We start from the raw sequence: 22291 nt of genomic DNA, 5'->3' as shown, positions 1-22291 counted from the left end.
TGATGGCGGGACCGCTGATCACGCCCATGTGCCCATGGCTGGTGGAGAAACCACCCTCCACCGCGTTGTCGGGCAGGAATTCGACCGGCTTGAAGAACTTGCCGTTGTCGATGGCAACCGAGCGTTCGAGGAACAGGTTGGCGCTGTTGCCGTAGGTGCGCTCGGCGACCTGTTCGGCCACCGCAAAACTCACGGCAGGCACGCTCGGCACCATGCGGCTGCCGAAAGGCGTCGCGGCCAGTGCGGGGGAGACGACAGCGGCGAAGTGCTTGGCGGTGCGCTCGGCCTTGATCGGATCACCCACGGCACGCCTCCGTGCCAGCAAGAGCCGTGGAAGCACAGTAGAGATTGATGCGTTTTATCCCCGCAGCCTGGGCCACGATGGCGTGGAAGCGCAGGGTCATCCTGCTGGCGTCGAGGTCGAGCAGTACCGTGTCCAGCGACATGGCCTGGGAAACCCGCGAGCCGTCGTCGTAGCTGCACACGGCCGCCGCGTCGTATGGCGGGATGGTCAGTTCCAGGGGCGCGCCGGGACGGATGCCCGCGAGGCGGATGCGGTCACCGGCCTTGAGGTAGCCGGCCGGGCGCTGGTCGGCGGGCGCGGTGTTCCAGTAGCGCAGGTCCATGTCGAGGGGAATGTTCGACGCCACTTCCTGCTGCCACTGCTCGTCGTAGGTGCCGGCATGCTGCAGGCGCTCCGGCACGTAGGCCGGCAGCGGTCCGAAGCCACCCGGGCGCACCGGCCGGCCGAATTCCCGCAGCGGTGCGTCCCAGGCTTCGATCTGGGCGGCCCGGTAGCGTTGCGCCCTGTCCGCCTGGCGAACGTCGATGAAGCCGCAGCCGACGGGGTTTTCGGGGAAGTATTCGCCGTCATCGTAATGCGGCTTGTCGCCGATGCATCCGCCGAAGGCGTTTTCGTAGAGCAGCGCGACGCCGTCGGTGGGTTCCGGCTCGCTCAGCGTCCAGCCGCCCAAGGCGCCGTGCTGCCAGTGGCGAGGGCCGAAGAAGCGCAGGCGCTTTTCCAGCTCTCCGATCTGCAGGGAGGCGTACCACATGGGCAGGGGCCGCTCTTCCGGCGGGCGGACGGTGCCCAGGATCAGCACGTCCGTGCTCGGCTTGAACGGAATCAGGTCGCTCGGGTAGAGCAGGCTGGAGCGCTCGGGCTGGTCACGCCAGGTGTCGTGCAGGCATAGCGGAGGCTGGCGCTCCAGCGCTTCGAGCCTGCCGTCGGCGTCCCAGGCCAGGGTCACCTTGGTGGAGAGACAGTGATAGCGATTGCCGTGATAGAAGCGATGCTCGAATCCCTGCGCCGGGAACGAGGACTGGCTGACAATGATCGTCATGGCGTCCTTGCCTTAGTTGAGGTCGATCTTCTTGGCGTCTACGTCGACCAGTTCCGTTCCGTTGACTGCGATGTTCAGCCCTTCGATCGTGATAGTGCCGTTGTCCTCCAGGACGATCTTGGATTTGCCGACCTGCAGCAGGATGCTCTTCTCGTCCATGACGACGGTGCTGTTGCCACCGGCGGTCAGGGTGTAGACGTCTCCGACCGATGCGCTGTGGTTCTTGAGGATGGTGTCGGTCCGGCTCATGCCCACGTTGGTCACCATCATCATGCCGACGTTGAGGTTGTAGGCCGCGCCGATGTTCACCATCTTGCCCAGCCCCACGTTCTGCATGTACGCCAGGCTGATCGTCTCGGTCTTGTTCATCCCCACGTTGATCGACCAGTTCTTGCCGATCCGGTCCGTCTCATTCAAGTCCACCTTTTTCGTGCGATTCTTGTGAATTGTCACCTTCTCGTTGCCATCCACCGTCTCCGTCCGGTTCTGGTGGATGTCGATGGTCTCGTTGCCGTCCACTTCTTCCTTGCGGTTGCCATGCACCGTGATCGTTTCGTCACGGTCCACCGTCTCCGTACGGTCGCGCTTGATGTGGCTGGTCTCGTCGCGGTCGATGGTCTTGCTGCGGTCGTTGCCCACCCAGTGCGTCTCGTCGTTCTCGACCTCGATGTCCTGATTCTTCTCGGCGTGAATCCACAGCTGCTCCTCGCCCTTGCGGTCCTCGAAGCGCAGCGCGTTGGCGTTCTCGTAGCCCCCACCCAGGCTCGACCGGGTCAGGATGCCCGACTGGGTGGCGTTGGCCGGCAGTTGCCACGGCGGCATCTGGAAGGCGTTGTACAGTCGGCTGGTGATTACCGGCCGGTCCGGATCGCCATTCAGGTAGTCGACCAGCACTTCCTGGCCGATGCGTGGGAGGTGGATGCCGCCGAAGCTCGAACCCGCCCAGGGGTGCGACACGCGAATCCAGCAGGAGCTGTTCTCGTCCTTGCTGCAGTAGCGGTTCCACGGAAAGGACACTTTCACCCGGCCGTGCTCGTCGGTGTAGATCTCCTGGCCCTTCGGCCCGGTGACCGTGGCAGTGTCCGGCCCTGTGGTCTGCGGCCGAGGCGTGAGCCGCTGGGCGCGGAACGGCTGGTCCGAAGGGTGCGTCTCGACGTCTATGCGTAACACATGACTACTGGAGCCTGTGGCTGCTTCGTAATCGTTGTCGCTGAACCGGTAGTGCGCCGCCACCACCAGATACTCGCGGTTCTGGCTCGCGCTGGGGTGGCGCTGCAGACTGAACAGATACCCCGGTGCCACTCCGCGAGCCCGGCCCGTTGCGCGGCCTCGCAGATGTGCACTCTGCAATTCCTCGACCCGTACCTGGGCGTAGGTCTCGCCTTCGGCCAGGCTGGTATAGCCGCCCGGGTAGTCGAAGATCTCGTAGCTGCCGTGCGCATGCCCGGCCGACTGGTCCCGCCGAACGGCCAGATCCGAGCGCGGCATGGTGAAGTTGTAGTCGTGGGACATGTACTGGCCGGGCTTGACGGCTCCGCCCGATGACCAGGTGTCGAGGTGGTCCTCGTCCGGGTAGGTCACGTCCGGGTCGAAGTAGGGAATGCTGGCGTAGCCCGGATAGGAATTGCACAGCCCGATATCGTCGCAGATGACCATTACGTGCTCGCCGGCGCTGTGCTCGAACCAGAACCAGATGCCCTCGTTCTCAAGCATGCGCATCACGAACTGGGTGTCACTCTCGCGGTACTGCACGCAGTATTCCCACACGCGGTAGCTGCGGGTGAGCATGAAACGGGTCGGGAACGGGTAGTTGCCCAGCACCTGCTTGACCATGTCCGGTGCGGTCATGCTCTGGAAGATGCGGTAGTCGCTGCGGCGCGTGCCGTACCACAGCCAGGGCTTGAGCCGGGCCTGGTAGAGGTAGTGGCGGCCCTCCTTGCCGACCAGGGCGAATTGCTCGCACTGGCCGTTCAGATGACGCCGCGCGCCACCGGGCAACTCGATGTCCACCGTCACCGGGGTACCCAGGATGGCCTGGGGGTCCAGGCCCTTCTGTTCGCTCTTCATGACCAGCGCCATGTCGAACAGCCGGGAAATCTCCTCGCGACCATCGAGTGTCGAGAAGCGCAGCGCATCGCCACCAAACACCGTGGTGACGTTAAGTACTCGGTTCATCAGCCCGCCTCCATGCAAGCTTCAAACAGAACGCCGCACTCCAGCGACGATCAGTGCGCGGATTTCACCCGAACCGGCCCGCCACAACAATTCGAGACTGTCGTAAACGACGAACAGGTCTCAACTTCCTCACGGCGCCCCTCACACCAATCACACCGGCGCCACTTTGGTAGGGAGGCAGCCTGCGTGCCGAAGCAGGATCGAGTCTGAAGGTTCATTTGCCTTGAAATCCGCTAGATTCCCTATCACCAACTAGGAGGGCAGAAGCCACTCAGGTCCGGCGAGATGAAAATCCATAGCATCGGCTCAAGGAGTGAACTGAAGTAATGCACAAGACAATCAGCGTCTCAGCCATCTGCCTTTCTGCATTATCACTGAGCGCCTGCGGCCTGCCCGCATACCCAGGCGACGAAGAAATAGTCGCCTCGCTTCGACAGGAGTATCGAGACGCAGAATGCGAGGTGCGCAAGATCCATTCTCCCGTCGGGATGGCAGTTGCTCACAAGGACTTCGCCTACATCACGATCGACGTAGAGGCAGCATGTCGCGATCACTACGGCGCAACACGCGATATCACCTCTAGCCAGGTATGGTACGTCTCGAAGGAACCCCACACCCTTTTTCAGGGCGTACGTCGCTGGACGAGGGAACGTGGCTAACGGTGAGCCGGAGCATCCGCGCAACATGCTGGGAGCCTACTTAGATAGTCAGGAAGCGGGCTCTACCTTCGAACTGCTGATTTTGACCCAGCCGCATGCACAGAAGATACAGTGGAGGCCGCGTAGGGACATGCTCACCAGTAGCTACCCACCGGCCCATCTGAAGTCGAGTTGATCTCGACCAGCAGGCCGCACTACCCACCCTCCACGCACCCGACCAGCAGCACAGCCAATTACTCGCCGCAGAACTCCAGCTTCTTCTGGGCCGTGCGATTAGAAGGCTTCAATCCGTGCTGCTGGGTCCAGAACTGGCACTCCACCGAGTTCAGCCGCCTGTCTCTTGCTTCTCTCGCCTGTTCAGCCTGATCCCGTGCCTCCTCCTCAGCAATTTTCTTGGCACGGTACTTTTCTTCCCAAGAGGTGGGCTCAGGCTGATACTGAGCAGCTCTCTCATAAGCCTCGGCCTGCTTCCGCAAAATCGCCTCGTTGAGAGCCGCCTTTTCACGCTGGGCCTGAAGATAATCGTAAATCAACTTTCCGCCACCAAGGCCGGCAACGATGAGCACCGCCCCCAGAATCATGGCGTAGCGGGTGTTCAGCCGCGACTCCGGACGCACGCTACGACTCTCCATTTCCTCCAGGCGCAGGCCTTTGGACTGCCTGCTTACTTCCTGCCTATCCATGCCCACTTCCTTACCCTCTCCTACTGCCGCAAGACGCGCCAACGCCTGCCTACTCGGGATTGACCGCTGGCATTGCGCCAACCGGGTCAAAGCAAACTCCCCCGGCACCTGCCGCAAGCACTCGCCTCTCAGCTACTGGCGAGAACACAGGGCCAATTCTCGGCATGAATAGTGACGGAATAGACATTGGACTGGAAGGGGCGGCTAGCCAGTCCGCTACCTAACCGGCAACGGCTGAACGTAGCTTCCTAGCCTAGGGCCGAATTACACTGCCAAAGCTCCGAGCGAGCCCTGAGAAGCTGCTCAACGGAGTCATACCTCTCCAGAAAGGACTCATATGAAACAGGTAATTGGTGCTCTCGCATTAGTCATGGCCTCATTTACAGCGCAGGCAAGCAATGAGCTATGTACGCAAGTCTCGACCAACATCCCGAAGATCATTGAAGGCTGGCACGAATTCATCAAGCAAAGCCCGGCTGATAAGAACCTGTCGGTGAGAGCGATGTACCAAGATCAGCAGGCAGGCACCCTAGAAGAGAAGCTGTACAAGCAGTGCCTAAGCGACGTGAACCAGCATGAGCCCGATTACAAGTGCCTTGCCGAAAGCACAGATGCTTTCAGCGCACAAAGCTGCACACATCCCAATATGACCGTGACAAATTGGGAGTACACCCAGTAAACGCTACGGCCGTAGAGCTCTGGGTCAATCGGAGTCTAGTGTTGAGATGTAAGGCTTCGGCGCTTTCACGGTCCAGAAAAGCAAAAGCCCCGAAAACTCTTATGTTTTCAGGGCCTTAGCATTGAGGTCTGGCAGTGAAGGAGGGATTCGAACCCTCGACACGGAACAAGAAGCGCCAAGCCCTAATTCTACTGGGCCCCAGAGGAGCCCTTCGCCGATTAGTGTACCAGAATTATGTACCAGAATGGGGGGTGCACTAGCCAACCTCTACCTGGGTGCGCAGAGACTCAACTAGGCTAAGGCGCGACTTAGTATCGAGGCGGTAGAACAGGGCGAGCATCTCCGCCATATCGTCATCTGCCGTGAAAAAGTACGCGGCTGGCAAACCCAATACCTGACCAATCCGCTCCACCAACTCCAAATCTGGCGAGCGCTTCCCCTGCTCGTATCGATTCATACGCGTGCTAGCCGACATCTCGTCCAAGCCAGCAGCCAACCCTAAGCGCTCCTGAGATATACCCGCTCGGAGCCGCGCTTCTTTCAGCCGTTTAGCAAGCACTGACATAACCATCTCGCGTAAATGCCTGATGGTCGTAGCGTTAGCTGGCCCCTTTACTACCAATTCGGTAGTATCCTGCTTCGGAATCGTTAGCATGAGGAGGGACTATGGGAGTCCTGGCAGACCTGAAGCTCGGGTATTACCTGACGAAGCTCACCAACATTGAGGAGGAGCTGTGGCCGAACGCGACAAGCCCTATCGGCGCCAACGGAGGGATAGATGCTCTGCCTGTGTGGAGGCAGCAGCAGGTCAGACATCAAATCCCAGACCTGCTGTTCAAGCTAAATCGTTACCCGAGGCACGAAGTCACAAAGGCACTATTGAAGAACATGCAGATGGCTCAGGGATTAGGGAGGACACATCGGCTGCATGCTATGGCGTCTCTCATGGACAAACTTATAAAGAACGGCCTGGCTTTGGACCCCGACGTGTTCTTTGAATCGTTCGCAGACTGAGCGAGAGCCCCCATGCATCAACGGGGCTCGCGCGGCGTACGCACGCCCTATGCTTGAAAGTCAGTTGTATTCACTGTCCGGTTTGGCCGATCTACAAAGTGGCCACCATACCTGCGAGCACCACGAGTCGCCTGGGTCGTTTGGTATGCCATATCGCTTAGGGTAGTTATCGCGGGTAAAGTTGGCCGTGCCGAACATCGTGTCCCAGATGTACAGCAATTGTCCGAAGTTATAGTGTGGGGGATTGCCTTGGTCATCCAGCTCCGCGTGGTGTGCTCGGTGCGTACTCGGCAGCTGAACCAAGCGTTCAAGAATCCACGTTAGAGGCGACAGCCAGCGTACCCGATAAAGCACGCGATCCCATGCAAATGCACTGTGAACCAACACGTTTGCACACCCAAAGATTAAGTGACCGATCAATACCGCCTCCCCTAGCCCAAGATAAACCATCACCCCCGCGTACCAGATGTCAGGCATGAACAAGAACCATCGCCAGTTCTCCCGGTAGGCAACGCTAATGCTCATCGCAGTGGCTGTGTGGTGAGTGCGGTGCATGTGCCACATGAAGGGCAGCGTATGACCGAGGCGGTGATACCAGTAGTGCAGAAAGTCAGCCGGAATGACCACCAGTAGAACAGCCTGCCAAAGCGGCAACGAGGCTAGACGGCCCTCCAAGTATGGAGCCCACTGCGTGAGCGCAAGCGCGGCGCAGGCAATTATCAGGGGTTTAATCAGCAGTGCGAACTGAGCAAGGCTGACCATATCAACCGCTAGCTCGTCGGGCTGTCGCCTGTTGAACATGCGCCCGGCAAGAAGCTCCAAACTCCCCAGCACTATCAACAGACCACTCACTACCCAGGTATCTAGATATGGCATGACACATTCCTCATGATTCGAGGGCGCCAGTGTCAGTAATCTGGAAAGCGGTTTACTTGAAGGATTTTGTGGTCATTGGCTTGGGAAGGCCGAAGTCCAAATGTGCGTAGGCAGATACGGGACAGGTGGGCTGAGTCGGCGAAACCGGAGGCATGGGCCACCTCAGTAGCACCGCCGGCGGTGCTAAGGGCCTCTAGCGCCCGACGCAGCTTCTGCCAAAGCAGCAGCTTGCGCAGTGGAATACCGATACTGTTCTGCAACCAATGCGAACAATGAGCTTGCGTGCTCGGATAGCGCAAACGGAAAGAGCGCCAGACTTGCTCTGCTGTGGTCTCAATATCTGACTTTTCGACCAAAGCCAACAGATAGTCCAAGCGAATGCTAGCAACCACCGGCTTCTGTTGATTACCGGTCAGCAGGTCATCCAGCCACGCATCGAATGCCCGCTGAGTTGTCACCTCTGCCAGCTGAGCACGATCAGCCCAGGTCACATCTAGCCGATGGGCAGCACCGTCGCTTTGTCGTGCCCAGAACAATAACTGTGCATATGCTGGATGGCCCGGCTCAACTGTAATGCTGTAGTGTGGCTGCGGGTTCGTGAAACGGCGGCGAATCTCCGGGGCTAATAGCCAAGCGTCTGCAGCCATAACGGACCGGCCATCAATCTCCAGCTCTAGCTGCTCGCGATCTGCCAACAGTAGTGTCATTCCTGGGCGCTGGTTGTAGCCATTAGGCAACGCGCTAGCCCTGACAATGAAGCAAGCTCGACCAATAAGAAGTTGGTTCATAGCGCTTTCATGCATCAAATCGAACCGAGATTGACGCGCTGTGACAATGCTTCGGCCGCCTCCTTGCGCTCTGAATAGCGGTCGACTAGCTCCGGATGATTTCGTAACAGGCGAGTAAACCTTACCAGCTCCTCCATTACATCAACGACGCGATCATAGTATGTCGACGGTTTCATTCGACCAGAGTCATCAAACTCCATGTATGCCTTTGGCACTGATGATTGATTAGGGATAGTAAACATTCGCATCCAGCGGCCAAGTACACGAAGCTGGTTAACGACATTGAACGACTGCGAGCCGCCACAGACTTGCATCACTGCAAGTGTCTTACCTTGCGTGGGGCGGATGGCACCGAGGGCGAGAGGAACCCAATCTATCTGGGCTTTGAACACAGCTGATACAGCGCCGTGTCGCTCCGGCGAACACCAGACCTGCCCTTCCGACCATTGAACTAGATCCCGTAGCTCTTGAACTTTTGGATGTTCAACAGGGGCGTCATCGGGCAGCGGGAGCCCAGACGGATTGAAGATGCGTGTTTCTGCACCGAAGTATTCCAACAAGCGCGCAGCTTCTTCTATTAATAGCCGGCTGAAAGAACGCTCTCTAGTCGAACCATACAGAAGCAAGATACGAGGCTTATGGGCGCTAGCTCCGATAGCCTCACGCTCATCCTCAAAGAGCGAGCGGTCAAGGTTGGGTAGGTGATCAGTCATCGCTCAGGCTCTCGCTCACATAGTTCCGATGTTGTCTAACTCGCGCTTAAGTTCATCGCGGCTTAGTTGTTCGAAGGGCAGCGCAAGGAACGCACGGCAACGCAGTTCTATCCGGGCCAACGCTCCTCGGAACGCAGCATCCACCTCAGCATCATTACCCTGTACATCAGACGGGTCCTCCAGCCCCCAATGTGCTTTCAGTGCCGGCCCAAAGTAGACAGGGCACGCTTCGCCTGCCGCCTTATCGCAAACAGTGATAACAACATCGGGCGGGCTGGTCTCAAACGCGTCATTTCCCTTACTGCTCAATCCCTCAATAGAGATGCCGGCCTGCTCAAGAGTCGCCAGGCTGCGCGGGAGTACCTGCCCTTTGGGGAAGCTGCCCGCACTGACTGCCTCAAAACCATCGGGAGATAGATGATTGAACATGGCTTCGGAAAGGATGCTGCGGCAGCTGTTGGCCGTACACATAAAGAGAACTCGCATGCTATCTCCCGTGCCCGATGGGGCGACGATCAAAGGGCTAGGCGTAGTGCCAGAGCCGAAAGGGTGATCAACAGAACCGGCAACGTCAGCAGAACGCCAACCTTGAAGTAGTACCCCCAAGTAATACGGATGCCTTTGCGCTCCAACACATGCAGCCAGAGCAACGTGGCTAGGCTCCCGATAGGAGTGATCTTTGGACCGAGGTCGCAGCCGATTACATTGGCGTAAATCATTGCCTCGCGGATGAGCCCACTGGACTCGCTAGCCTGGATGGACAGAGCGCCGATCAACACACTAGGCATGTTGTTCATCACAGAGGACAGCACTGCTGATAGCAGACCGGTACCCAGAGCGGCGGCCCACAGTCCCTCCTCAGCCAAGCGGTTCAGAACCAAAGTGAGGAAGTCGGTGAGACCGGCATTCTTAAGCCCGTAGACAACTAGGTACATGCCCAGTGAGAAGACCACGATCTGCCAAGGCGCCTCACGCAGCACCCGGCGAGTAGATATCACATGACCCCTACCAGCTACCGCAAAGAGGATGGCTGCGCACACCGCCGCCACTGCACTGATCGGGATACCCAATGGCTCCAGAGCAAATAGGCCAACCAACAGCAAGAGCAGCACCCACCAACCGACAACAAAAGTCGAGCGATCACGTACCGCCTCACTCGGAACTTTCAGCTCTTCCGGGGCGTACTGCGCTGGGATGTCTCGCCTGAAAAATAGGTACAGCACCAGCAAGGTAGCCGAAACACTAACCAGGTTGACCGGCACCATGACTGATGCGTATTCGGCGAACCCCAAGTTGAAGTAGTCGGCAGAAACAATGTTCACCAGATTCGACACAACGAGCGGCAAGCTAGCGGTATCCGCGATGAAACCGGCTGCCATAACAAACGCCAGCGTAGTCGCTGCGGAGAAGCGCAGAGCTAGCAGCATTGAGATAACGATGGGTGTGAGGATCAGGGCTGCGCCATCGTTGGCAAACAGGGCAGAGACGACGGCGCCCAGCAGCACACAGAATGAGAACAGGCGGTGTCCATTACCATCCGCCCAACGGGCCACATGCAAAGCGGCCCACTCAAAGAAGCCGGCCTCATCGAGCAACAGGCTGATGATAATGACTGCAATAAAGGTGGCGGTCGCATTCCAAATGATGGCCCATACAACAGGGATGTCTTGTAGCGACACCGCGCCAACAGCAAGAGCGATGCCCGCACCTAGTGCGGCACTCCAGCCGACGCCGAGCCCCTTCGGTTGCCAGATGACCAAAACAAGAGTGAATAGAAAGACAGCAGCGGCGATCAGCATCATGGGCTCTTACGGTCAGCAGCAGGCACGAGTAGGACGACTGTCCATGTCCCGAAGGCGGGACGCATCGTTTTCGAGCCAGTCGGTGTTAGCTCGCAGAGTGACGTTGAGCACCTCCTCTACCCAAGCAGGAAGCTCTGGATTAATCCGGTAATAAACCCACTGGCCTTGCCTACGATCGAGCAACAGGCCGGCGCCGCGAAGTAATGCTAGATGTCTCGATACCTTGGGCTGGCTATCGTCCAGCGCACACATCAGCTCGCATACACAAAGCTCACCGTGCTCGGCAATCAATAGTGTGGCTCTGGCGCGGGTCTCGTCGGATAGGCATTTGAAGAGTTCGGCTGGCGTCATCACGGCAGGTACTCGATACATATGAATATTCAAATATACGGATATTCATATGTAACGCAAGCTCAATCCCTCCGACCCAATTCCCCTGCCCTTACGCGAGCCCCTCCCCTTAAAGCGAGGAGCATCGTTCCCCCCATCTCCCCCTCGCGCAACACCATTATCATTTCATTGACGTTCGTCTATGGATTGATACAGCATAAAAGCTCTCGCCACTTCGGCTAGGAGCCGCCCCCCATGAGCAAGCACCCACATCGCACCAGCCCTCCCTCAACGCCCCGAACAAGCCCCCCAGGAGCCCCGCCAGCCGTCGATGGTGCCAAGGTGATGGCCTACCTCAGGGTGAGCACAGAACAGCAGGGAGGAAGCAGCCTGGGGCTAGAGGCGCAGCGCAACTACATTGCTCAAGCAGCCGCAGCCAAGGGCTGGCAGGTATTGGGTGAATTTATGGATACGATGTCAGGCACCATCGCACCGACCCAGCGCCCGGAATGCCTCAAAGCCATTCGAGCAGCAGAGGACGCGGGCGCCCTATTAGTGGTTGCCAAGCTGGATCGACTGAGCCGAGACGTCGAGCACATAGCCGCAATGGTGAAGCGAGTGCCGTTCAAGGTCGCGACAATGCCGGATGCCGATGCCTTCCAACTCCATATCTATGCGGCGCTAGCTCAGCAGGAACGGGAGTTCATTGCAGGCCGGACTAAAGACGCCCTTCAGCGCCTCAAATCGCGTGCTGCATCAGGTGACGCGGAGGCTCAAGCCAAGATAGATCGCCGGTCAGCAGGCCGGGCTATGGCGCACAGTCGGGGACCATTGGCAGCCACGAGGGCCGCACAGGTCAAAGCCAATCTTTACGCCGAGAGCGTGGATAGCATCTTTAAGGCGGCACTCTTCGACGGAATGAAGAGCCTAAGAGAAGTCGCTAACTGGCTAAATATGAAGGGATACAAGACACCTAGAGGAGGAGCCTTCACTCCCATCGCCGTATCTCGGACCATGAAACGACTTGGTCTGTCGTTTAATACCTGAGTGGCTCACTACTTCAATTAATTGGACCACCTACAGGACAGGAAACAACCAGCCGGCATCTGTCTACAGTGAACTCCAGCAACGCAGCCACCCACCAACGAGAGACAGCAAGAGAAAGACAGCAGAGAGATATAGCAGAGATATATAGTAGAGAGATATAGTAGAGAACAACCACAACAATAACAGAAATACATCTTAACACTTGACGAACAGAACCATCAACACATACAAATATAATCACCAACAAACAATGACCACTAGAGCAGTGAAGGCTACAGACAACAGCCAGCATCTATAGCCTTAAATGAGCATTATAAATACCCAACCCAAATCACTCTAACAGCGGGGCCGATGGATACTTCTTTAGCTCTTCTATAATTCGAGACAGTGGCATAGAACCATAGTCTCGACCGACATGGCCATTCGTATGCCCTGTCAGAGCATCATGTACATCTTCAGATATTCCAACCTTGCGACTGAGCGTCTTGAACGTGTGGCGGAATCCATGAGATGGGCTCGCTGTAGTGTTCAACCGAACCACATCCCGCAGGTACTTGGACCACGCTTTACCAATGTTCGCACCGTAGAAGCCCGCTGGGTTCGGCTTGAGCATTGGGAAGAGCTGGCCCTTACAGGGCAGCCCACGAGCATACTCAAGGAAGCCTAGCCGCAATAGATCAGGGTGGAGAGGTATCCTCCTGCGACTGCCGGCGGTCTTGACCGTGCGCCCATCAGGAAGCCCCTCAGACTCGCCTTCCAGCCCCTCCAAAATGGAGATATAGGGTATCCCAGCCTCGGCACAAATAGCCCCTTCAGCGCCCTCAGGAGCCCCGTCAGCGCCCCCCTCAGAAGGCGCCCCAGGCAACACATCCCGGACAGCCAGCTGGCATAGCTCCTCTCTACGGGCGCCTGTGTAGTACATCAATAACGGCAGCCAATACATAGCGCGACCATATACCTGACGCGACGAGTCCACCCCCTCAGCAGTGAACAGCGCGCTTTGGAATATCTGCTTTAACTCCGCCTCGCTGTAGTCCCGTTTCTTGCGGACCACTGCACCTTGTGCTTTGCCCGCTGCTTTCGCCACGCCAGACGCATCTACAGGGTTCTCGCTCACCCACCCCATTCTGTGGGCATACCCCATCACGGCACCCAAAGCACGCAGTCGATTGCGAATGGTGGCCTGTGCCAAGGTAGGCAACTTTTCGGCCTGCGCCCTAGCAATTAAGTCAGGGGCTAGCATCTCGCCAGAACCTGGGAACTTCTTGGGGAACCCTGCGAGTTTTGACCGGTACTCCTGAACTACTGACCGAGAGATATCCTTAACTCTCAGATCCCCGAACAGCTGAACGAAGCGGTCAATCGTACCCCTGAAATCAGCAAGAGTACGCAGCGTACTTCTGTTCTCACCATCATCAAGGAGCTTGGCAGCACTGTATGCAGAGAACGACTCAAGTAGCGTCTTCCCCATAGAGGGAGCGGTTGCAGCCGCGCGAAACGAAAGCGCTTCGACTGGCATGATCTCCGGGCGCGTTAGCCAATCTCCGTCATACCGCCTCTTAGCCAAGTCCGATAGCTTTAAGCAATGCACCCAAAACGCATCAACCAGCCCTACAAGTTCCGGGCTATTAGCTGCCGGGAGAGGAATCCCCTCAGCCTGTAGCATCCTCAGTACGTGGGAGCTAACGAATTCACTTCGGTCAATATCAATCCCATGCTCTGGCGCCGAGCTTAAGCTCTCCCACTCTTGATACTCGATGTGCCCATCAGGCCCTTCATTAATCAAATGCTGACCTGGGATTAGGTATGACCTAAATTCACCAGTACGCTCCATCTCCTCCAGTTCCTGCCTGAACCAACGAGCAGCCAACTGCTGCACATCCCGCGCGGTGAGAGCAGGAAGACCAGCCACCTGCGCACGCGCAGCGGAGAACACCTCCTCACTACGGACCCATGCCGCAGCGAAGAGCGCCTTCGCCTTGCCAGGCTCACGCGTTTTAAGCGAGCGCTTGTACTCAAGCCCCAAGACAGGACGAAGCTCGTCAGGAACCCGGCGACGTATATAGAAGAGACCTGAAGATGGGTGCTTCCAAGGTTGAGCCATAAAGGAACGCGAACGCAGAGGGATTGTTCGCGGGATAGTACGAGGATATGCCGTCATCTGTGTACCGCCTTTGTGTACCAATTTGGCGGCTTGGCAATGTCCCCAGAAAGCAAAAAGCCCCTGAGACTTAGGAATCTCAAGGGCTTTCTTTATCTGGCGGTGAAGGAGGGATTCGAACCCTATTTTTGCCGTGCCGTTGCGTCGCAAACCCGCTCAATCTGGAGCTTTGCAGCCCTTCTCCCTCTCAGTGCGTAGCTATCCGGCGCATTGATTTCGACACTTCATCGACAGTCCCGCTAGACATTCTCCCCTCTGTCCTCGTAGCTTCTCTCTTGGCGATTCCGCTCGCCGTCATGGTCTTGTCGAGTGTCGCTTTTTATCCTGCTTCAAGTCGCGTTTGCTTCTCCGTGCAGCAGGAAAATCAAGCGCTTGGCTCGTAACAAGGAACGTTATGCGACACAAGTGGTGGAAAACATTACGCCACTTCTGTCGCCTACTTATAGTTAGGCCCCCAGAGCATGATCCCAAAGTCCACAGTAAAGTTAGTAATCGGAGATTACTGCTTAGTCCCAAGAGATGACGGGGCTTTTGTGCCATTCGTGTATCTTGGCCGGCGTGACAATGATCGATCATCTTTCTTTGGAGCTCTGGCCAACATCGTCATTCGCAACTCCGATGAACTGCCAGAGAAAATTTCACTCTTGCAGCATGCACTACTCCACATTAAATGCTTCAAAGAGAACAACACACCCATAGTTGGAAATATAGCCTCCAAACTAGCCAACTCAGAGCTAGAGAGAATATCCACTGACATAAAAAGCTCAGGACCAGGGCATTCCACAAGAGTCTGGGGGCATCGAATTATTTGCAAATATGCAAACGACGTACAAGCCTAACAATTGGTTCAAGTCGTTCGCTTCGCTCACTGCGGGACCGGCTAAAGCCGGCCCCTTAACCAAACGTTAGGAGTAGCATTAATTATGCTGCGCTTAAGCAACATTGAACTGCAATTTAATAGAGCAAGCCTGTCAGATGACGATACCTGCGAGGCGTATCAGTATCTAGATGCCTACATAGAGACAAGCCACGCAATTATAAAACGCGGCCTCATCGTCGCAGCAATCGTTGCTTACTCTCGGCCCTTTTTAAAAAGCGACGGATCAGGCGCAACCCCAATGGTGTCGCTTAAGCTAGAAAAAGATCTTAGCCCTGATGAGCTTGAGCTTCACAAAAAAATTCTAAACTTAAGAAATCGTGTTGCTGCACACTCGGACCATGATCTAAGGCCTGTGAATCGCATTCCCTCAACCGGCACTGGCTTCGGAGTTACTTTCGTCCCCATAGATCAGGTGCTAGAAGAGCTAGATCACATAGAGTTCAAGAATCTTGCTTACAAAACCATGATCTTATGCAAGAAAAAAGCACGCGAATTAAACGATAAACTCCGAGAAGGCGACTCCTAACAATGCGCTCAACTGCCGCTCACTTCGTTCGCTGGACAGCCAAAAGCTACGCTTTTGTCTGCCCGTTAGCTTAATCGTTAGGCGTTATTAACTTTTTAACTCGGTGCAAAACATGGAAGTTGGGTTAGCCACCGCACGTTCTGCATTTCCTACGCGACGATTGCGCGGCCTGAAAACTTGCCGTGATCTTCGCGCGGGCTCTCGCCCAAGCGCTGCCTTGGCTAGCGCACACGCGCCGTGCACAAGTGTTTTCCTGCTTTGCCGTTCGCACTTGAATCTCCGCAGCGGCTCGGTCATCGTGCCGCAATCAACAAAGCAGTGCGCCCCGGCCTCTTCGCCTAACAACTGGTTCAAGGCCGCTCGCTTCGCTCGCTCGGGACCGGCTAAAGCCGGCCCCTTAACCAAACGTTATGTAGCAGAATAATATCTATGCACCTCCTAAGGCCAACCAGAAGAAAAATTTCCACCACAGTACTTTTTATAAGTATTGGTTTTGTTTTTTCAGTCGTCAGCGACCTAACCTCAAAAGCATACAAAGAATACGTCAAGAATACCCACTTCGAGGGCCAGCTTCTTGAAGATTACGAAAATATAATAAAACAAGGACCACTAACACCCGCAGTGCCAGACAACCGAATTTACGAACTCGTAAAAAAAATCCCACCAGAGGCGCACAAAAAAGTTGAGCTAGCCGGATTATTTAACATTTGGTTCACGGTTATTTTTGGGCTTCTAATTACATACCTTGGAGCGTGTGTTGCACATCGCGAATCTAAATCGCGTGATGCCACATAACAATTGGTTCAAGTCGCTCGCTTCGCTCACTCGGGACCGGCTAAAGCCGGCCCCTTAACCAAACGTTAGCTATCACGAAATGGAAAATTTAACCTTCTTAGGCCTTACAAAGCAGCACTGGGACTTCATAAATGGCTTTGCTAATTGGATATCAGCAATTGGTACCGTGGCTGCGGTAATTGTTTCGCTCTATTTAGCCACTGGAGCCACAAAGCCCAAAGCCAGACTTTCTATCGGGGTCCGATTAATAATCACCCCTGGACAAAATGGCGAGCATGAGGAAATTGTTGCTGCAAAGTTAGTAAATATGGGAGACCGACCCATCCACATAACAAGCCTGGGTTGGCAGGTGGGGTTTTGGAAAAAGAGCTATGCCATGCAAATAGTAAACGCAACCCCTTTTAGCCAAGGGGTTCCCGTTAGCTTGGAGTATGGGAAAGAAGCTCAATGGCATATCCCAACCAACGTGCAGGAAGGCTGGTTCCGATACTTTGCAAATGGCTTCCTAAAAAATCATGCACTAAGCACTTTAAAATTAGTTGCCTACACATCAACAGGACACAGATTCACTGCGAAGCCAGAAGAAAACCTTCTATCTGCGCTCAAAAAAGCAAAAACCGAAGTGCGTGAGAGCTAACAATGCGCTCAAATCGCTCACTTCGTTCGCTGGGACCGGCTAAAGCCGGCCCCTTAGCTTAATCGTTAGGTGCTTCAAATGCGCACGGCGCTGCTTCAAGAAATCCAACGTTTCGCTGAGAGCAAGCGCCCAGCTTGGGAACTTGAGAGCTGGTGGGAAAAGCATGCTCTTGAAGTGGAGTCAGAGTTAGGGAGGAGCGCTTACCTAGCAGTTAGCAAGCGAAAGTTCGTTGGGCTTAAGCATGTTCTAGAAAAAGAAGGACTTGCATATGTGGCATCTAAAGAGCACTGCCAGTCGTGCGGTGAGCCATTTTTTGTCGTTGCTCCCGGCACAACCACTAAAGAGCAAATAATTTCATTTGCAAAGCAATGTAGACTCAAAGAGGCGGCGCAAATCATCGAGAGCGGCTGGATGCACCCTGGGCAATACTGCAAGTCAGGCTGTACATTCAAACTATGGAACATAAGGTAGTGCAGTCAACACCTAACAATGCGCTCAAAGCGCTCACTCCGTTCACTGGGACGGCGTTCCGCCGCCCCTTAGCTTAATCGTTAGCTGATATGACCCTAGCCACCGACTTCCCGCAACGTATTTTTTTAGACTCGTCATCCTTACAGACGATGCTTAACTACGGTGGATTTTTGTATGAGGACGAAGATATTGGGATAAATGATCCAATTCATAAAGATTCCTTCGGAATAGCAAAGCTTGAAGCGCTTCGCAAAATCATGCTTATTTCCGAGCGAGCGCCTTTCGAGTTCGCCATTTCAAGAAATAGCTTTAAAGAAGTAGAGCGTGCAAGAGACTCCTCTTATTTACGCTGGGCTTACGATGTTCTCGATCACTGGAATGCATGCATTGAGGAAAGCGGCCCGCCCGAGCCAAATGCCACAGGGCTTGAAGCCATTGAATCAGGGCGCATTCAGTATTTAGGCGCGGGAGATCGTGCATTACTAGTAGATGCGCTGCGCTTCGGATGCGATACTTTTTTAACTATGGAAAACAAGCTCCCTAAGAATGGTTTACACCTTCACAAGAACTTGGGCATCTACGTCGAAGCACCAATTTCAGTATGGGAAAGAATTAAGCCATGGGCAACTCTGTTCCGGTAGCGCACGGCTAACCATGCACTCAACTGCCGCTCACTTCGTTCGCTGGACGTCCAAAAGCTGCGCTTTTGGCCTCCCGTTAGCTTAATCGTTAGGCAAAAAATGAAATCGAGTTCGTTCCTGCTCATTGCTCTAATCGGATCATTATTCTTGCTCCTAGGCGCCAGCTTCATTTTTGGCATGCAAACACTGCCAGTAGAATCTGACTCAAGCTGTAGAAGTGTCTGTGGCTTAGGGCTGCTTTTCTCTCTATTTTTCGGTCCACAAGTAGGTGCTTATGTCGTTGGCTTTATCTGGTCCGCAATTGGAATTTCCCTATTCGCCTTTGCATATCGCACGCTGCGGTAGTTTCGCCTAACAATGCGCTCAACTGCCGCTCACTTCGCTCGCTGGACGTCCAAAAGCTGCGCTTTTGGCCGCCCGTTAGCTTAATCGTTAGGTGCCACATGAAAATTGCGAGTGTGCTTGGAGTCAGCCTGCTAATCGCGTTACTAGCTACTCTAATTTCTGCTGGTGTTGGAGCTTTGGTGGCGCCAGGGGTGTTCTACAAAATCAGCGGTGGGCTTTTTGGAGTTCAGTTAGGCACTAACACAATATGGTACTTAAAGGCGGTCTTTATCTCTCATTTTTTTACTGCGCTGCTTTCTTCTCTACTAGTAGCTTTTGTCCTTTCAAAAAAATCCAAAAGAAGCACCTAACAATGCGCTCAACTGTCGCTCACTTCGCTCGCTGGACAGCCAAAAGCTACGCTTTTGTCTGCCCGTTAGCTTAATCGTTAGGTCTACAGATGAACTTCGTGTGCATGGGAAATTTCCTAGCGGTAACCCGCGAAACTGGAAACCAATGGAATTTGCTCATGGTTCGTGTAGAGAATGATTTCGTTGGCAACCCTGTTTGCGAGCGTCTTCCCGGCAGAGGAGCCATCCCGGCTCGACCGCTGGTCGAGGCCAAGTTGATCGACGCTGTTCTCTTGGGCGTTTCTGAAGCGAATGAGCGCCTTGGTACGCGCTATAGGGTGTCGCACATAAAGTACGTTGAAGATGACAGCCCGCCAGAAAGCATTTACACCTTTTTGACAGCTAGCATCCTTGAGCACCTTCACGAAGGGCGGGAGTTTCGGGCGGGTCGCGCGGTTTAAGCCTAACAATAGGTTCAAACCGTTCGCTTCGCTCACTGGGACTGGCTAAAGCCAGCCCCTTAACCAAACGTTAGCCTTCTTTCTGGAATTCCGCGATGCACAATGTTCAAGCACTGATCGGCCGATTTGAAGTCAACGCCTTCGCCGATCCAAGCAAGGCCATTCCCTTGCCGCAAGGACTGTTTCTCGTCCCCGTCAACGACGTCTTCTATCGCGCAAAGTGTGAGATCGACCCGCCGTCCGTAATCCAGCAGTTTGAGTTTCTAACACCAGAATTTCTTTCATGGCTTAAGCACGTCTCTATTGAACAAACACTTGCTTACGTTGAGACAGACTACTTTGGTGGTGATGGCGGCCAAGGAGCCATACTCCTTTCAAACGGCGAAATCATCTATGGGCCGTCATTCGGTGATGAAGAGCACATCAACTCCGTACTGAGACTTCTCGGAGTCAAAGTTTGCGCTGAAGAACATGATGAGTTCGGCTCTGTGGGTCTTGGGAATTACCGGTCCTCGCAAGAGTGGCTCGCTAGTACAGAGGGCTAACAATTCATTCAAGTCGAAGCCGCTTCGCGGCTCGGCTTAACTCAGGCGTTAGGCGCACTTAAAACTAGGAGAGCGGTGAATGCCCTTCATGCAACAACCTGCCTCAGCATCGGGGGCTGAAATTTGGTCCGATGCTCCTCAGTTCCCCAGTTGGGCTGACCCTAGCTTTTACTCTGACAGCGGCGATCTTTATATGTGTTTCGAAGCACATACGGAAGAAACGTTCACCACGGTCAGGTTCGAAGGCCTCATAGAGATGAGCATTCAACCTTTCACAGAGGAAAATCTAGGGAGTCACGAGTTTTATAAGTTCGGCCTAAAGCAGTACGAATTCAATATCCTTAAAAATTCATCAAAAATCTCTTACTGGAAAGCGCTCAATCCAACCCACTGGGTTATTACGTTTCAAGACAGAACAATCGATGTTATTGCAAAGGAATGTGTAATCATCGCCAAGGCAATTCCGGCCAAAAGCCAAAGTGAAGCGCTTCTGGCAGCACTGAAGTGAGCACCTAACAATGCGCTCAACTGCCGCTCACTCCGTTCGCTGGACGTCCAAAAGCTGCGCTTTTGGCCGCCCGTTAGCTTAATCGTTATAAGCCTTTCTAAAACCGAGAGCAGCCATGGACGAAAAAATTGCAACGGAGCTAAGCGATCAGATCGTTATTTTTAACCGCAGGCTATCCATGATCATCGGGGACATGAAAGAGTCTTTGACAAAAGATGAATACGCCCCTTATTTAAATAAGCTATCGCACATGCTGGCGCTGAGCTTCGATGTTCTCGATATGTTGGGTAATGATTATCCGCATCTAAACCCCTACGAAAACGGCACCAGCCATTGAGGTTAAGGCTCATAACAATGCGCTCAACTGCCGCTAACTTCGTTCGCTGGACAGCCAAAAGCTGCGCTTTTGTCTGCCCGTTAGCTTAATAGTTAGGCAGCAATGAAATAATGCAGATACTGACCTACAAAAGGACGCATACGGGCGACCCAGACTCTGCAGGCAGATTTGGAATCAACGACTGTATGGGCCGCGTACGTGGATGGAGCTTTGATGCTGTTATCGGCGTTGGAGGGTATGGCCCGGAACAACCTAGAAGCTATGGTATCGAAGGTCGTATTAACTGGGTTGGCCTGAACCCTACCCGAGTCCCGCATCCACAAGGCTATGGCCAAATAGTCACTTTTGAATCATTTGTACTCTTTGAAGAGAAAGAGCCTTTTCTATACGAATTAGCCCCTCTTCTGGCTCGGCGGATGCATGAAAAACGCGCTCGCGTCTTGCTCAAATCCTATTCAGCAGCAGAAAAAGCAGAGGCCGAAACACTTCTAGCATCTTTACTAGGAGGCCATAAAGCTATCAACACCACTACTAGGCCGCGTAGAAAATGCCGAAAAGCCAAGAGCACAAAGCCTTGTCGTGTTGCCACCTAACAATGCGCTCAAAGCGCTCACTTCGTTCGCTGGGACGGCGTTCCGCCGCCCCTTAGCTTAATCGTTAGCCTAACGAGAAATACATGGGAATCGCTGAAAAACTCATATACGCATGGGCTATATATCTAATCATCCCAGCCGCCGCGTGCTTACTACTAGCTTTGCTTGCAAGAATGCCGATACAAAAAATATCCATCGGTCGTGGAAAAATAATCTTTAAGTACAAGAAGGTAAATTTTCACTTGCTTCCCATCATGGCAAATCTAGAGCTCCAGCTAATTGAGGCAGAGCCTGCAATGGTAAGCCCACTAGAGCGCAAGCCATTAATATTCCAGATGGTTTGGCTCTTGGCGGGCTCCTTCGCTTTAGCATTGGTAGGCATCCCCTACAACCACTCAATAATAATTAAGTCATTTATTTCAGGGTTGTACCAGCCTTTTACTGGTATGCTTTCGCCATTTGCTGACGCACAAAAATATCTGGGTAGCTTCTGGTCATTTGTAGAGAGCCAGAATGCGCTTTCAATTGCAGGGCTTGTTGGCATTAAGGCTCTTGCGCTAAATGTGGCACTCTTACCACTACGCATGCTACCCATGATCTTTACAAAAGCAAACAATTCAAAGCCTTGGATGCACTCCGTACAACAAAAGCTCTTATTTCTTATTTGGCTATTTCTCCGAGCATTGATTCTAGCTTGGATTATTTCCGCCGCTTACTTCATCTACACGCTCATAGGCTAACAATGCGCTCAACTGCCGCTCACTTCGTTCGCTGGACAGCCAAAAGCTACGCTTTTGTCTGCCCGTTAGCTTAATCGTTAGCAGCTATGAGCAATAAATTGGAACTCCTCAGCTTTATTGAATTTTTTGAGTCCGAGCCTGAGTGGACACATGAAATGGACTGGTTCTATGGCGCGCGCTTTATTACAACACGGGGCTCAGACACCGTAATAG

At 54.2% G+C, this 22291-nt stretch carries 27 protein-coding genes; 14 read left to right on the top strand and 13 right to left on the bottom strand.

What is annotated here, in order from left to right; translation table 11 throughout:
• From IB234_RS23485 to IB234_RS23475, 3 genes are all read right to left on the bottom strand, one after another.
• Positions 1 to 304 (bottom strand): hypothetical protein (locus IB234_RS23485; RefSeq protein ID WP_192322277.1); only part of this gene is annotated, 304 nt, incomplete at its 3' end.
• Positions 297 to 1343, bottom strand: coding sequence for a DUF2169 domain-containing protein (locus IB234_RS23480; RefSeq protein ID WP_192322276.1), 1047 nt, complete (start codon positions 1341 to 1343; stop codon positions 297 to 299). The genes IB234_RS23480 and IB234_RS23485, both read right to left, overlap by 8 nt.
• Positions 1344 to 1355: 12 nt before the next feature.
• Positions 1356 to 3518 carry a type VI secretion system Vgr family protein gene (locus tag IB234_RS23475; RefSeq protein WP_192322275.1) on the bottom strand — a complete coding sequence of 721 codons (2163 nt, stop codon included), beginning with the start codon at positions 3516 to 3518 and terminating at the stop codon, positions 1356 to 1358.
• A 326-nt stretch (positions 3519 to 3844) separates the two neighbouring features.
• On the opposite strand from IB234_RS23475, the gene IB234_RS23470 reads away from it, so the two are divergent.
• Positions 3845 to 4177 (top strand): hypothetical protein, encoded by a 333-nt coding sequence (locus IB234_RS23470; RefSeq protein ID WP_192322274.1) that lies wholly within the window; start codon positions 3845 to 3847, stop codon positions 4175 to 4177.
• Between the two features lie 233 nt (positions 4178 to 4410).
• On the opposite strand, the gene IB234_RS23465 is transcribed toward IB234_RS23470, so the two are convergent.
• Complete coding sequence (locus IB234_RS23465) at positions 4411 to 4860, bottom strand: hypothetical protein (RefSeq protein WP_192322273.1); 450 nt, start codon at positions 4858 to 4860, stop codon at positions 4411 to 4413.
• Positions 4861 to 5197: 337 nt separating this feature from the next.
• On the opposite strand from IB234_RS23465, the gene IB234_RS23460 reads away from it, so the two are divergent.
• Positions 5198 to 5539 carry a hypothetical protein gene (locus IB234_RS23460; protein WP_192322272.1) on the top strand — a complete coding sequence of 114 codons (342 nt, stop codon included), beginning with the start codon at positions 5198 to 5200 and terminating at the stop codon, positions 5537 to 5539.
• A gap of 256 nt (positions 5540 to 5795) precedes the next feature.
• On the opposite strand, the gene IB234_RS23455 is transcribed toward IB234_RS23460, so the two are convergent.
• Positions 5796 to 6104 (bottom strand): helix-turn-helix domain-containing protein, encoded by a 309-nt coding sequence (locus tag IB234_RS23455; protein WP_192322271.1) that lies wholly within the window; start codon positions 6102 to 6104, stop codon positions 5796 to 5798.
• A gap of 101 nt (positions 6105 to 6205) precedes the next feature.
• On the opposite strand from IB234_RS23455, the gene IB234_RS23450 reads away from it, so the two are divergent.
• Positions 6206 to 6553 carry a hypothetical protein gene (locus IB234_RS23450; protein ID WP_192322270.1) on the top strand — a complete coding sequence of 116 codons (348 nt, stop codon included), beginning with the start codon at positions 6206 to 6208 and terminating at the stop codon, positions 6551 to 6553.
• A gap of 60 nt (positions 6554 to 6613) precedes the next feature.
• Here the strand turns inward: IB234_RS23450 and IB234_RS23445 are convergent, their stop codons facing one another.
• The 6 genes from IB234_RS23445 to IB234_RS23420 are packed head-to-tail and all read right to left on the bottom strand — an operon-like array spanning position 6614 to position 11086.
• Entirely contained in the window at positions 6614 to 7429 is an 816-nt protein-coding gene (locus IB234_RS23445) for a sterol desaturase family protein (RefSeq protein ID WP_192322269.1), read from the bottom strand.
• Positions 7430 to 7461: 32 nt separating this feature from the next.
• Positions 7462 to 8217 (bottom strand): AraC family transcriptional regulator, encoded by a 756-nt coding sequence (locus tag IB234_RS23440; protein WP_225580781.1) that lies wholly within the window; start codon positions 8215 to 8217, stop codon positions 7462 to 7464.
• A gap of 14 nt (positions 8218 to 8231) precedes the next feature.
• Positions 8232 to 8930, bottom strand: a complete 699-nt coding sequence (gene arsH / locus IB234_RS23435) for an arsenical resistance protein ArsH (RefSeq protein ID WP_192322267.1) — start codon at positions 8928 to 8930, stop codon at positions 8232 to 8234.
• A 15-nt stretch (positions 8931 to 8945) separates the two neighbouring features.
• The gene (locus IB234_RS23430) at positions 8946 to 9416 is read right to left on the bottom strand and encodes an arsenate reductase ArsC (RefSeq protein WP_192322266.1); all 471 of its coding nucleotides are present in this window, start codon (positions 9414 to 9416) and stop codon (positions 8946 to 8948) included.
• 29 nt (positions 9417 to 9445) lie between these two features.
• Positions 9446 to 10729 (bottom strand): arsenic transporter, encoded by a 1284-nt coding sequence (locus IB234_RS23425; RefSeq protein WP_192322265.1) that lies wholly within the window; start codon positions 10727 to 10729, stop codon positions 9446 to 9448.
• Between the two features lie 15 nt (positions 10730 to 10744).
• Positions 10745 to 11086 carry a metalloregulator ArsR/SmtB family transcription factor gene (locus IB234_RS23420; RefSeq protein WP_192322264.1) on the bottom strand — a complete coding sequence of 114 codons (342 nt, stop codon included), beginning with the start codon at positions 11084 to 11086 and terminating at the stop codon, positions 10745 to 10747.
• Positions 11087 to 11407: 321 nt separating this feature from the next.
• Between IB234_RS23420 and IB234_RS23415 the strand changes: the two genes are divergently transcribed.
• Positions 11408 to 12109 (top strand): recombinase family protein, encoded by a 702-nt coding sequence (locus IB234_RS23415; protein ID WP_225580779.1) that lies wholly within the window; start codon positions 11408 to 11410, stop codon positions 12107 to 12109.
• A 331-nt stretch (positions 12110 to 12440) separates the two neighbouring features.
• Here IB234_RS23415 and IB234_RS23410 read toward each other — a convergent pair whose 3' ends face one another.
• On the bottom strand, positions 12441 to 14213 hold the full coding sequence (locus tag IB234_RS23410; protein WP_318652063.1) for a DUF6538 domain-containing protein: 1773 nt from the start codon (positions 14211 to 14213) through the stop codon (positions 12441 to 12443).
• Positions 14214 to 15193: 980 nt separating this feature from the next.
• On the opposite strand from IB234_RS23410, the gene IB234_RS23405 reads away from it, so the two are divergent.
• The 5 genes from IB234_RS23405 to IB234_RS23385 all read left to right on the top strand — a co-directional run bounded on the left by IB234_RS23405 (position 15194) and on the right by IB234_RS23385 (position 18915).
• Entirely contained in the window at positions 15194 to 15676 is a 483-nt protein-coding gene (locus tag IB234_RS23405) for a hypothetical protein (RefSeq protein WP_192322262.1), read from the top strand.
• An 874-nt stretch (positions 15677 to 16550) separates the two neighbouring features.
• Positions 16551 to 17108, top strand: coding sequence for a hypothetical protein (locus IB234_RS23400; protein ID WP_192322261.1), 558 nt, complete (start codon positions 16551 to 16553; stop codon positions 17106 to 17108).
• Positions 17109 to 17186: 78 nt separating this feature from the next.
• Positions 17187 to 17579: a hypothetical protein gene (locus IB234_RS23395; RefSeq protein ID WP_192322260.1), complete on the top strand. Its 393-nt coding sequence runs from the start codon at positions 17187 to 17189 to the stop codon at positions 17577 to 17579.
• A gap of 89 nt (positions 17580 to 17668) precedes the next feature.
• Complete coding sequence (locus IB234_RS23390; protein ID WP_192322259.1) at positions 17669 to 18220, top strand: hypothetical protein; 552 nt, start codon at positions 17669 to 17671, stop codon at positions 18218 to 18220.
• A gap of 443 nt (positions 18221 to 18663) precedes the next feature.
• A complete protein-coding gene (locus tag IB234_RS23385) occupies positions 18664 to 18915 on the top strand; it encodes a hypothetical protein (RefSeq protein WP_192322258.1) in 252 nt (83 codons plus the stop codon).
• 116 nt (positions 18916 to 19031) lie between these two features.
• Here the strand turns inward: IB234_RS23385 and IB234_RS23380 are convergent, their stop codons facing one another.
• The gene (locus IB234_RS23380; protein ID WP_192322257.1) at positions 19032 to 19391 is read right to left on the bottom strand and encodes a hypothetical protein; all 360 of its coding nucleotides are present in this window, start codon (positions 19389 to 19391) and stop codon (positions 19032 to 19034) included.
• Between the two features lie 59 nt (positions 19392 to 19450).
• On the opposite strand from IB234_RS23380, the gene IB234_RS23375 reads away from it, so the two are divergent.
• The 5 genes from IB234_RS23375 (at position 19451) to IB234_RS23355 (ending at position 22078) form a co-directional block, all read left to right on the top strand.
• Entirely contained in the window at positions 19451 to 19900 is a 450-nt protein-coding gene (locus IB234_RS23375) for a hypothetical protein (RefSeq protein ID WP_192322256.1), read from the top strand.
• A 79-nt stretch (positions 19901 to 19979) separates the two neighbouring features.
• Entirely contained in the window at positions 19980 to 20408 is a 429-nt protein-coding gene (locus IB234_RS23370) for a hypothetical protein (RefSeq protein ID WP_192322255.1), read from the top strand.
• Between the two features lie 115 nt (positions 20409 to 20523).
• On the top strand, positions 20524 to 20745 hold the full coding sequence (locus tag IB234_RS23365) for a hypothetical protein (protein ID WP_192322254.1): 222 nt from the start codon (positions 20524 to 20526) through the stop codon (positions 20743 to 20745).
• Positions 20746 to 20855: 110 nt separating this feature from the next.
• The gene (locus IB234_RS23360; RefSeq protein WP_192322253.1) at positions 20856 to 21338 is read left to right on the top strand and encodes a hypothetical protein; all 483 of its coding nucleotides are present in this window, start codon (positions 20856 to 20858) and stop codon (positions 21336 to 21338) included.
• Between the two features lie 83 nt (positions 21339 to 21421).
• The gene (locus IB234_RS23355) at positions 21422 to 22078 is read left to right on the top strand and encodes a hypothetical protein (RefSeq protein WP_192322252.1); all 657 of its coding nucleotides are present in this window, start codon (positions 21422 to 21424) and stop codon (positions 22076 to 22078) included.
• The last annotated feature ends 213 nt before the right edge of the window (positions 22079 to 22291 follow it).

It is taken from the genome of Pseudomonas sp. PDM16 (genome assembly GCF_014851865.1).
Taxonomy (GTDB): Bacteria; Pseudomonadota; Gammaproteobacteria; order Pseudomonadales; family Pseudomonadaceae; genus Aquipseudomonas.
The sequence above is the reverse complement of the archived record's forward strand: the minus strand, read 5'-3'. Positions and strand labels throughout refer to the sequence as shown.

What these genes read in the sequence shown, in the direction of transcription:
- IB234_RS23395 (WP_192322260.1), top strand. Translation starts at nt 17,187, where the DNA reads ATGCGCACGGCGCTGCTTCAAGAAATCCAACGTTTCGCTGAGAGCAAG.
- IB234_RS23460 (WP_192322272.1), top strand. Translation starts at nt 5,198, where the DNA reads ATGAAACAGGTAATTGGTGCTCTCGCATTAGTCATGGCCTCATTTACA.
- IB234_RS23370 (WP_192322255.1), top strand. Translation starts at nt 19,980, where the DNA reads ATGCCCTTCATGCAACAACCTGCCTCAGCATCGGGGGCTGAAATTTGG.
- IB234_RS23390 (WP_192322259.1), top strand. Translation starts at nt 17,669, where the DNA reads ATGACCCTAGCCACCGACTTCCCGCAACGTATTTTTTTAGACTCGTCA.
- IB234_RS23375 (WP_192322256.1), top strand. Translation starts at nt 19,451, where the DNA reads ATGCACAATGTTCAAGCACTGATCGGCCGATTTGAAGTCAACGCCTTC.
- IB234_RS23425 (WP_192322265.1), bottom strand. Translation starts at nt 10,729, where the DNA reads ATGCTGATCGCCGCTGCTGTCTTTCTATTCACTCTTGTTTTGGTCATC.
- IB234_RS23465 (WP_192322273.1), bottom strand. Translation starts at nt 4,860, where the DNA reads ATGGATAGGCAGGAAGTAAGCAGGCAGTCCAAAGGCCTGCGCCTGGAG.
- IB234_RS23450 (WP_192322270.1), top strand. Translation starts at nt 6,206, where the DNA reads ATGGGAGTCCTGGCAGACCTGAAGCTCGGGTATTACCTGACGAAGCTC.
- IB234_RS23405 (WP_192322262.1), top strand. Translation starts at nt 15,194, where the DNA reads ATGCTGCGCTTAAGCAACATTGAACTGCAATTTAATAGAGCAAGCCTG.
- arsH (WP_192322267.1), bottom strand. Translation starts at nt 8,930, where the DNA reads ATGACTGATCACCTACCCAACCTTGACCGCTCGCTCTTTGAGGATGAG.
- IB234_RS23440 (WP_225580781.1), bottom strand. Translation starts at nt 8,217, where the DNA reads ATGAACCAACTTCTTATTGGTCGAGCTTGCTTCATTGTCAGGGCTAGC.
- IB234_RS23455 (WP_192322271.1), bottom strand. Translation starts at nt 6,104, where the DNA reads ATGTCAGTGCTTGCTAAACGGCTGAAAGAAGCGCGGCTCCGAGCGGGT.
- IB234_RS23470 (WP_192322274.1), top strand. Translation starts at nt 3,845, where the DNA reads ATGCACAAGACAATCAGCGTCTCAGCCATCTGCCTTTCTGCATTATCA.
- IB234_RS23365 (WP_192322254.1), top strand. Translation starts at nt 20,524, where the DNA reads ATGGACGAAAAAATTGCAACGGAGCTAAGCGATCAGATCGTTATTTTT.
- IB234_RS23385 (WP_192322258.1), top strand. Translation starts at nt 18,664, where the DNA reads ATGAAAATTGCGAGTGTGCTTGGAGTCAGCCTGCTAATCGCGTTACTA.
- IB234_RS23415 (WP_225580779.1), top strand. Translation starts at nt 11,408, where the DNA reads ATGGCCTACCTCAGGGTGAGCACAGAACAGCAGGGAGGAAGCAGCCTG.
- IB234_RS23400 (WP_192322261.1), top strand. Translation starts at nt 16,551, where the DNA reads ATGGAAAATTTAACCTTCTTAGGCCTTACAAAGCAGCACTGGGACTTC.
- IB234_RS23355 (WP_192322252.1), top strand. Translation starts at nt 21,422, where the DNA reads ATGGGAATCGCTGAAAAACTCATATACGCATGGGCTATATATCTAATC.
- IB234_RS23475 (WP_192322275.1), bottom strand. Translation starts at nt 3,518, where the DNA reads ATGAACCGAGTACTTAACGTCACCACGGTGTTTGGTGGCGATGCGCTG.
- IB234_RS23410 (WP_318652063.1), bottom strand. Translation starts at nt 14,213, where the DNA reads ATGGCTCAACCTTGGAAGCACCCATCTTCAGGTCTCTTCTATATACGT.
- IB234_RS23430 (WP_192322266.1), bottom strand. Translation starts at nt 9,416, where the DNA reads ATGCGAGTTCTCTTTATGTGTACGGCCAACAGCTGCCGCAGCATCCTT.
- IB234_RS23480 (WP_192322276.1), bottom strand. Translation starts at nt 1,343, where the DNA reads ATGACGATCATTGTCAGCCAGTCCTCGTTCCCGGCGCAGGGATTCGAG.
- IB234_RS23360 (WP_192322253.1), top strand. Translation starts at nt 20,856, where the DNA reads ATGCAGATACTGACCTACAAAAGGACGCATACGGGCGACCCAGACTCT.
- IB234_RS23445 (WP_192322269.1), bottom strand. Translation starts at nt 7,429, where the DNA reads ATGCCATATCTAGATACCTGGGTAGTGAGTGGTCTGTTGATAGTGCTG.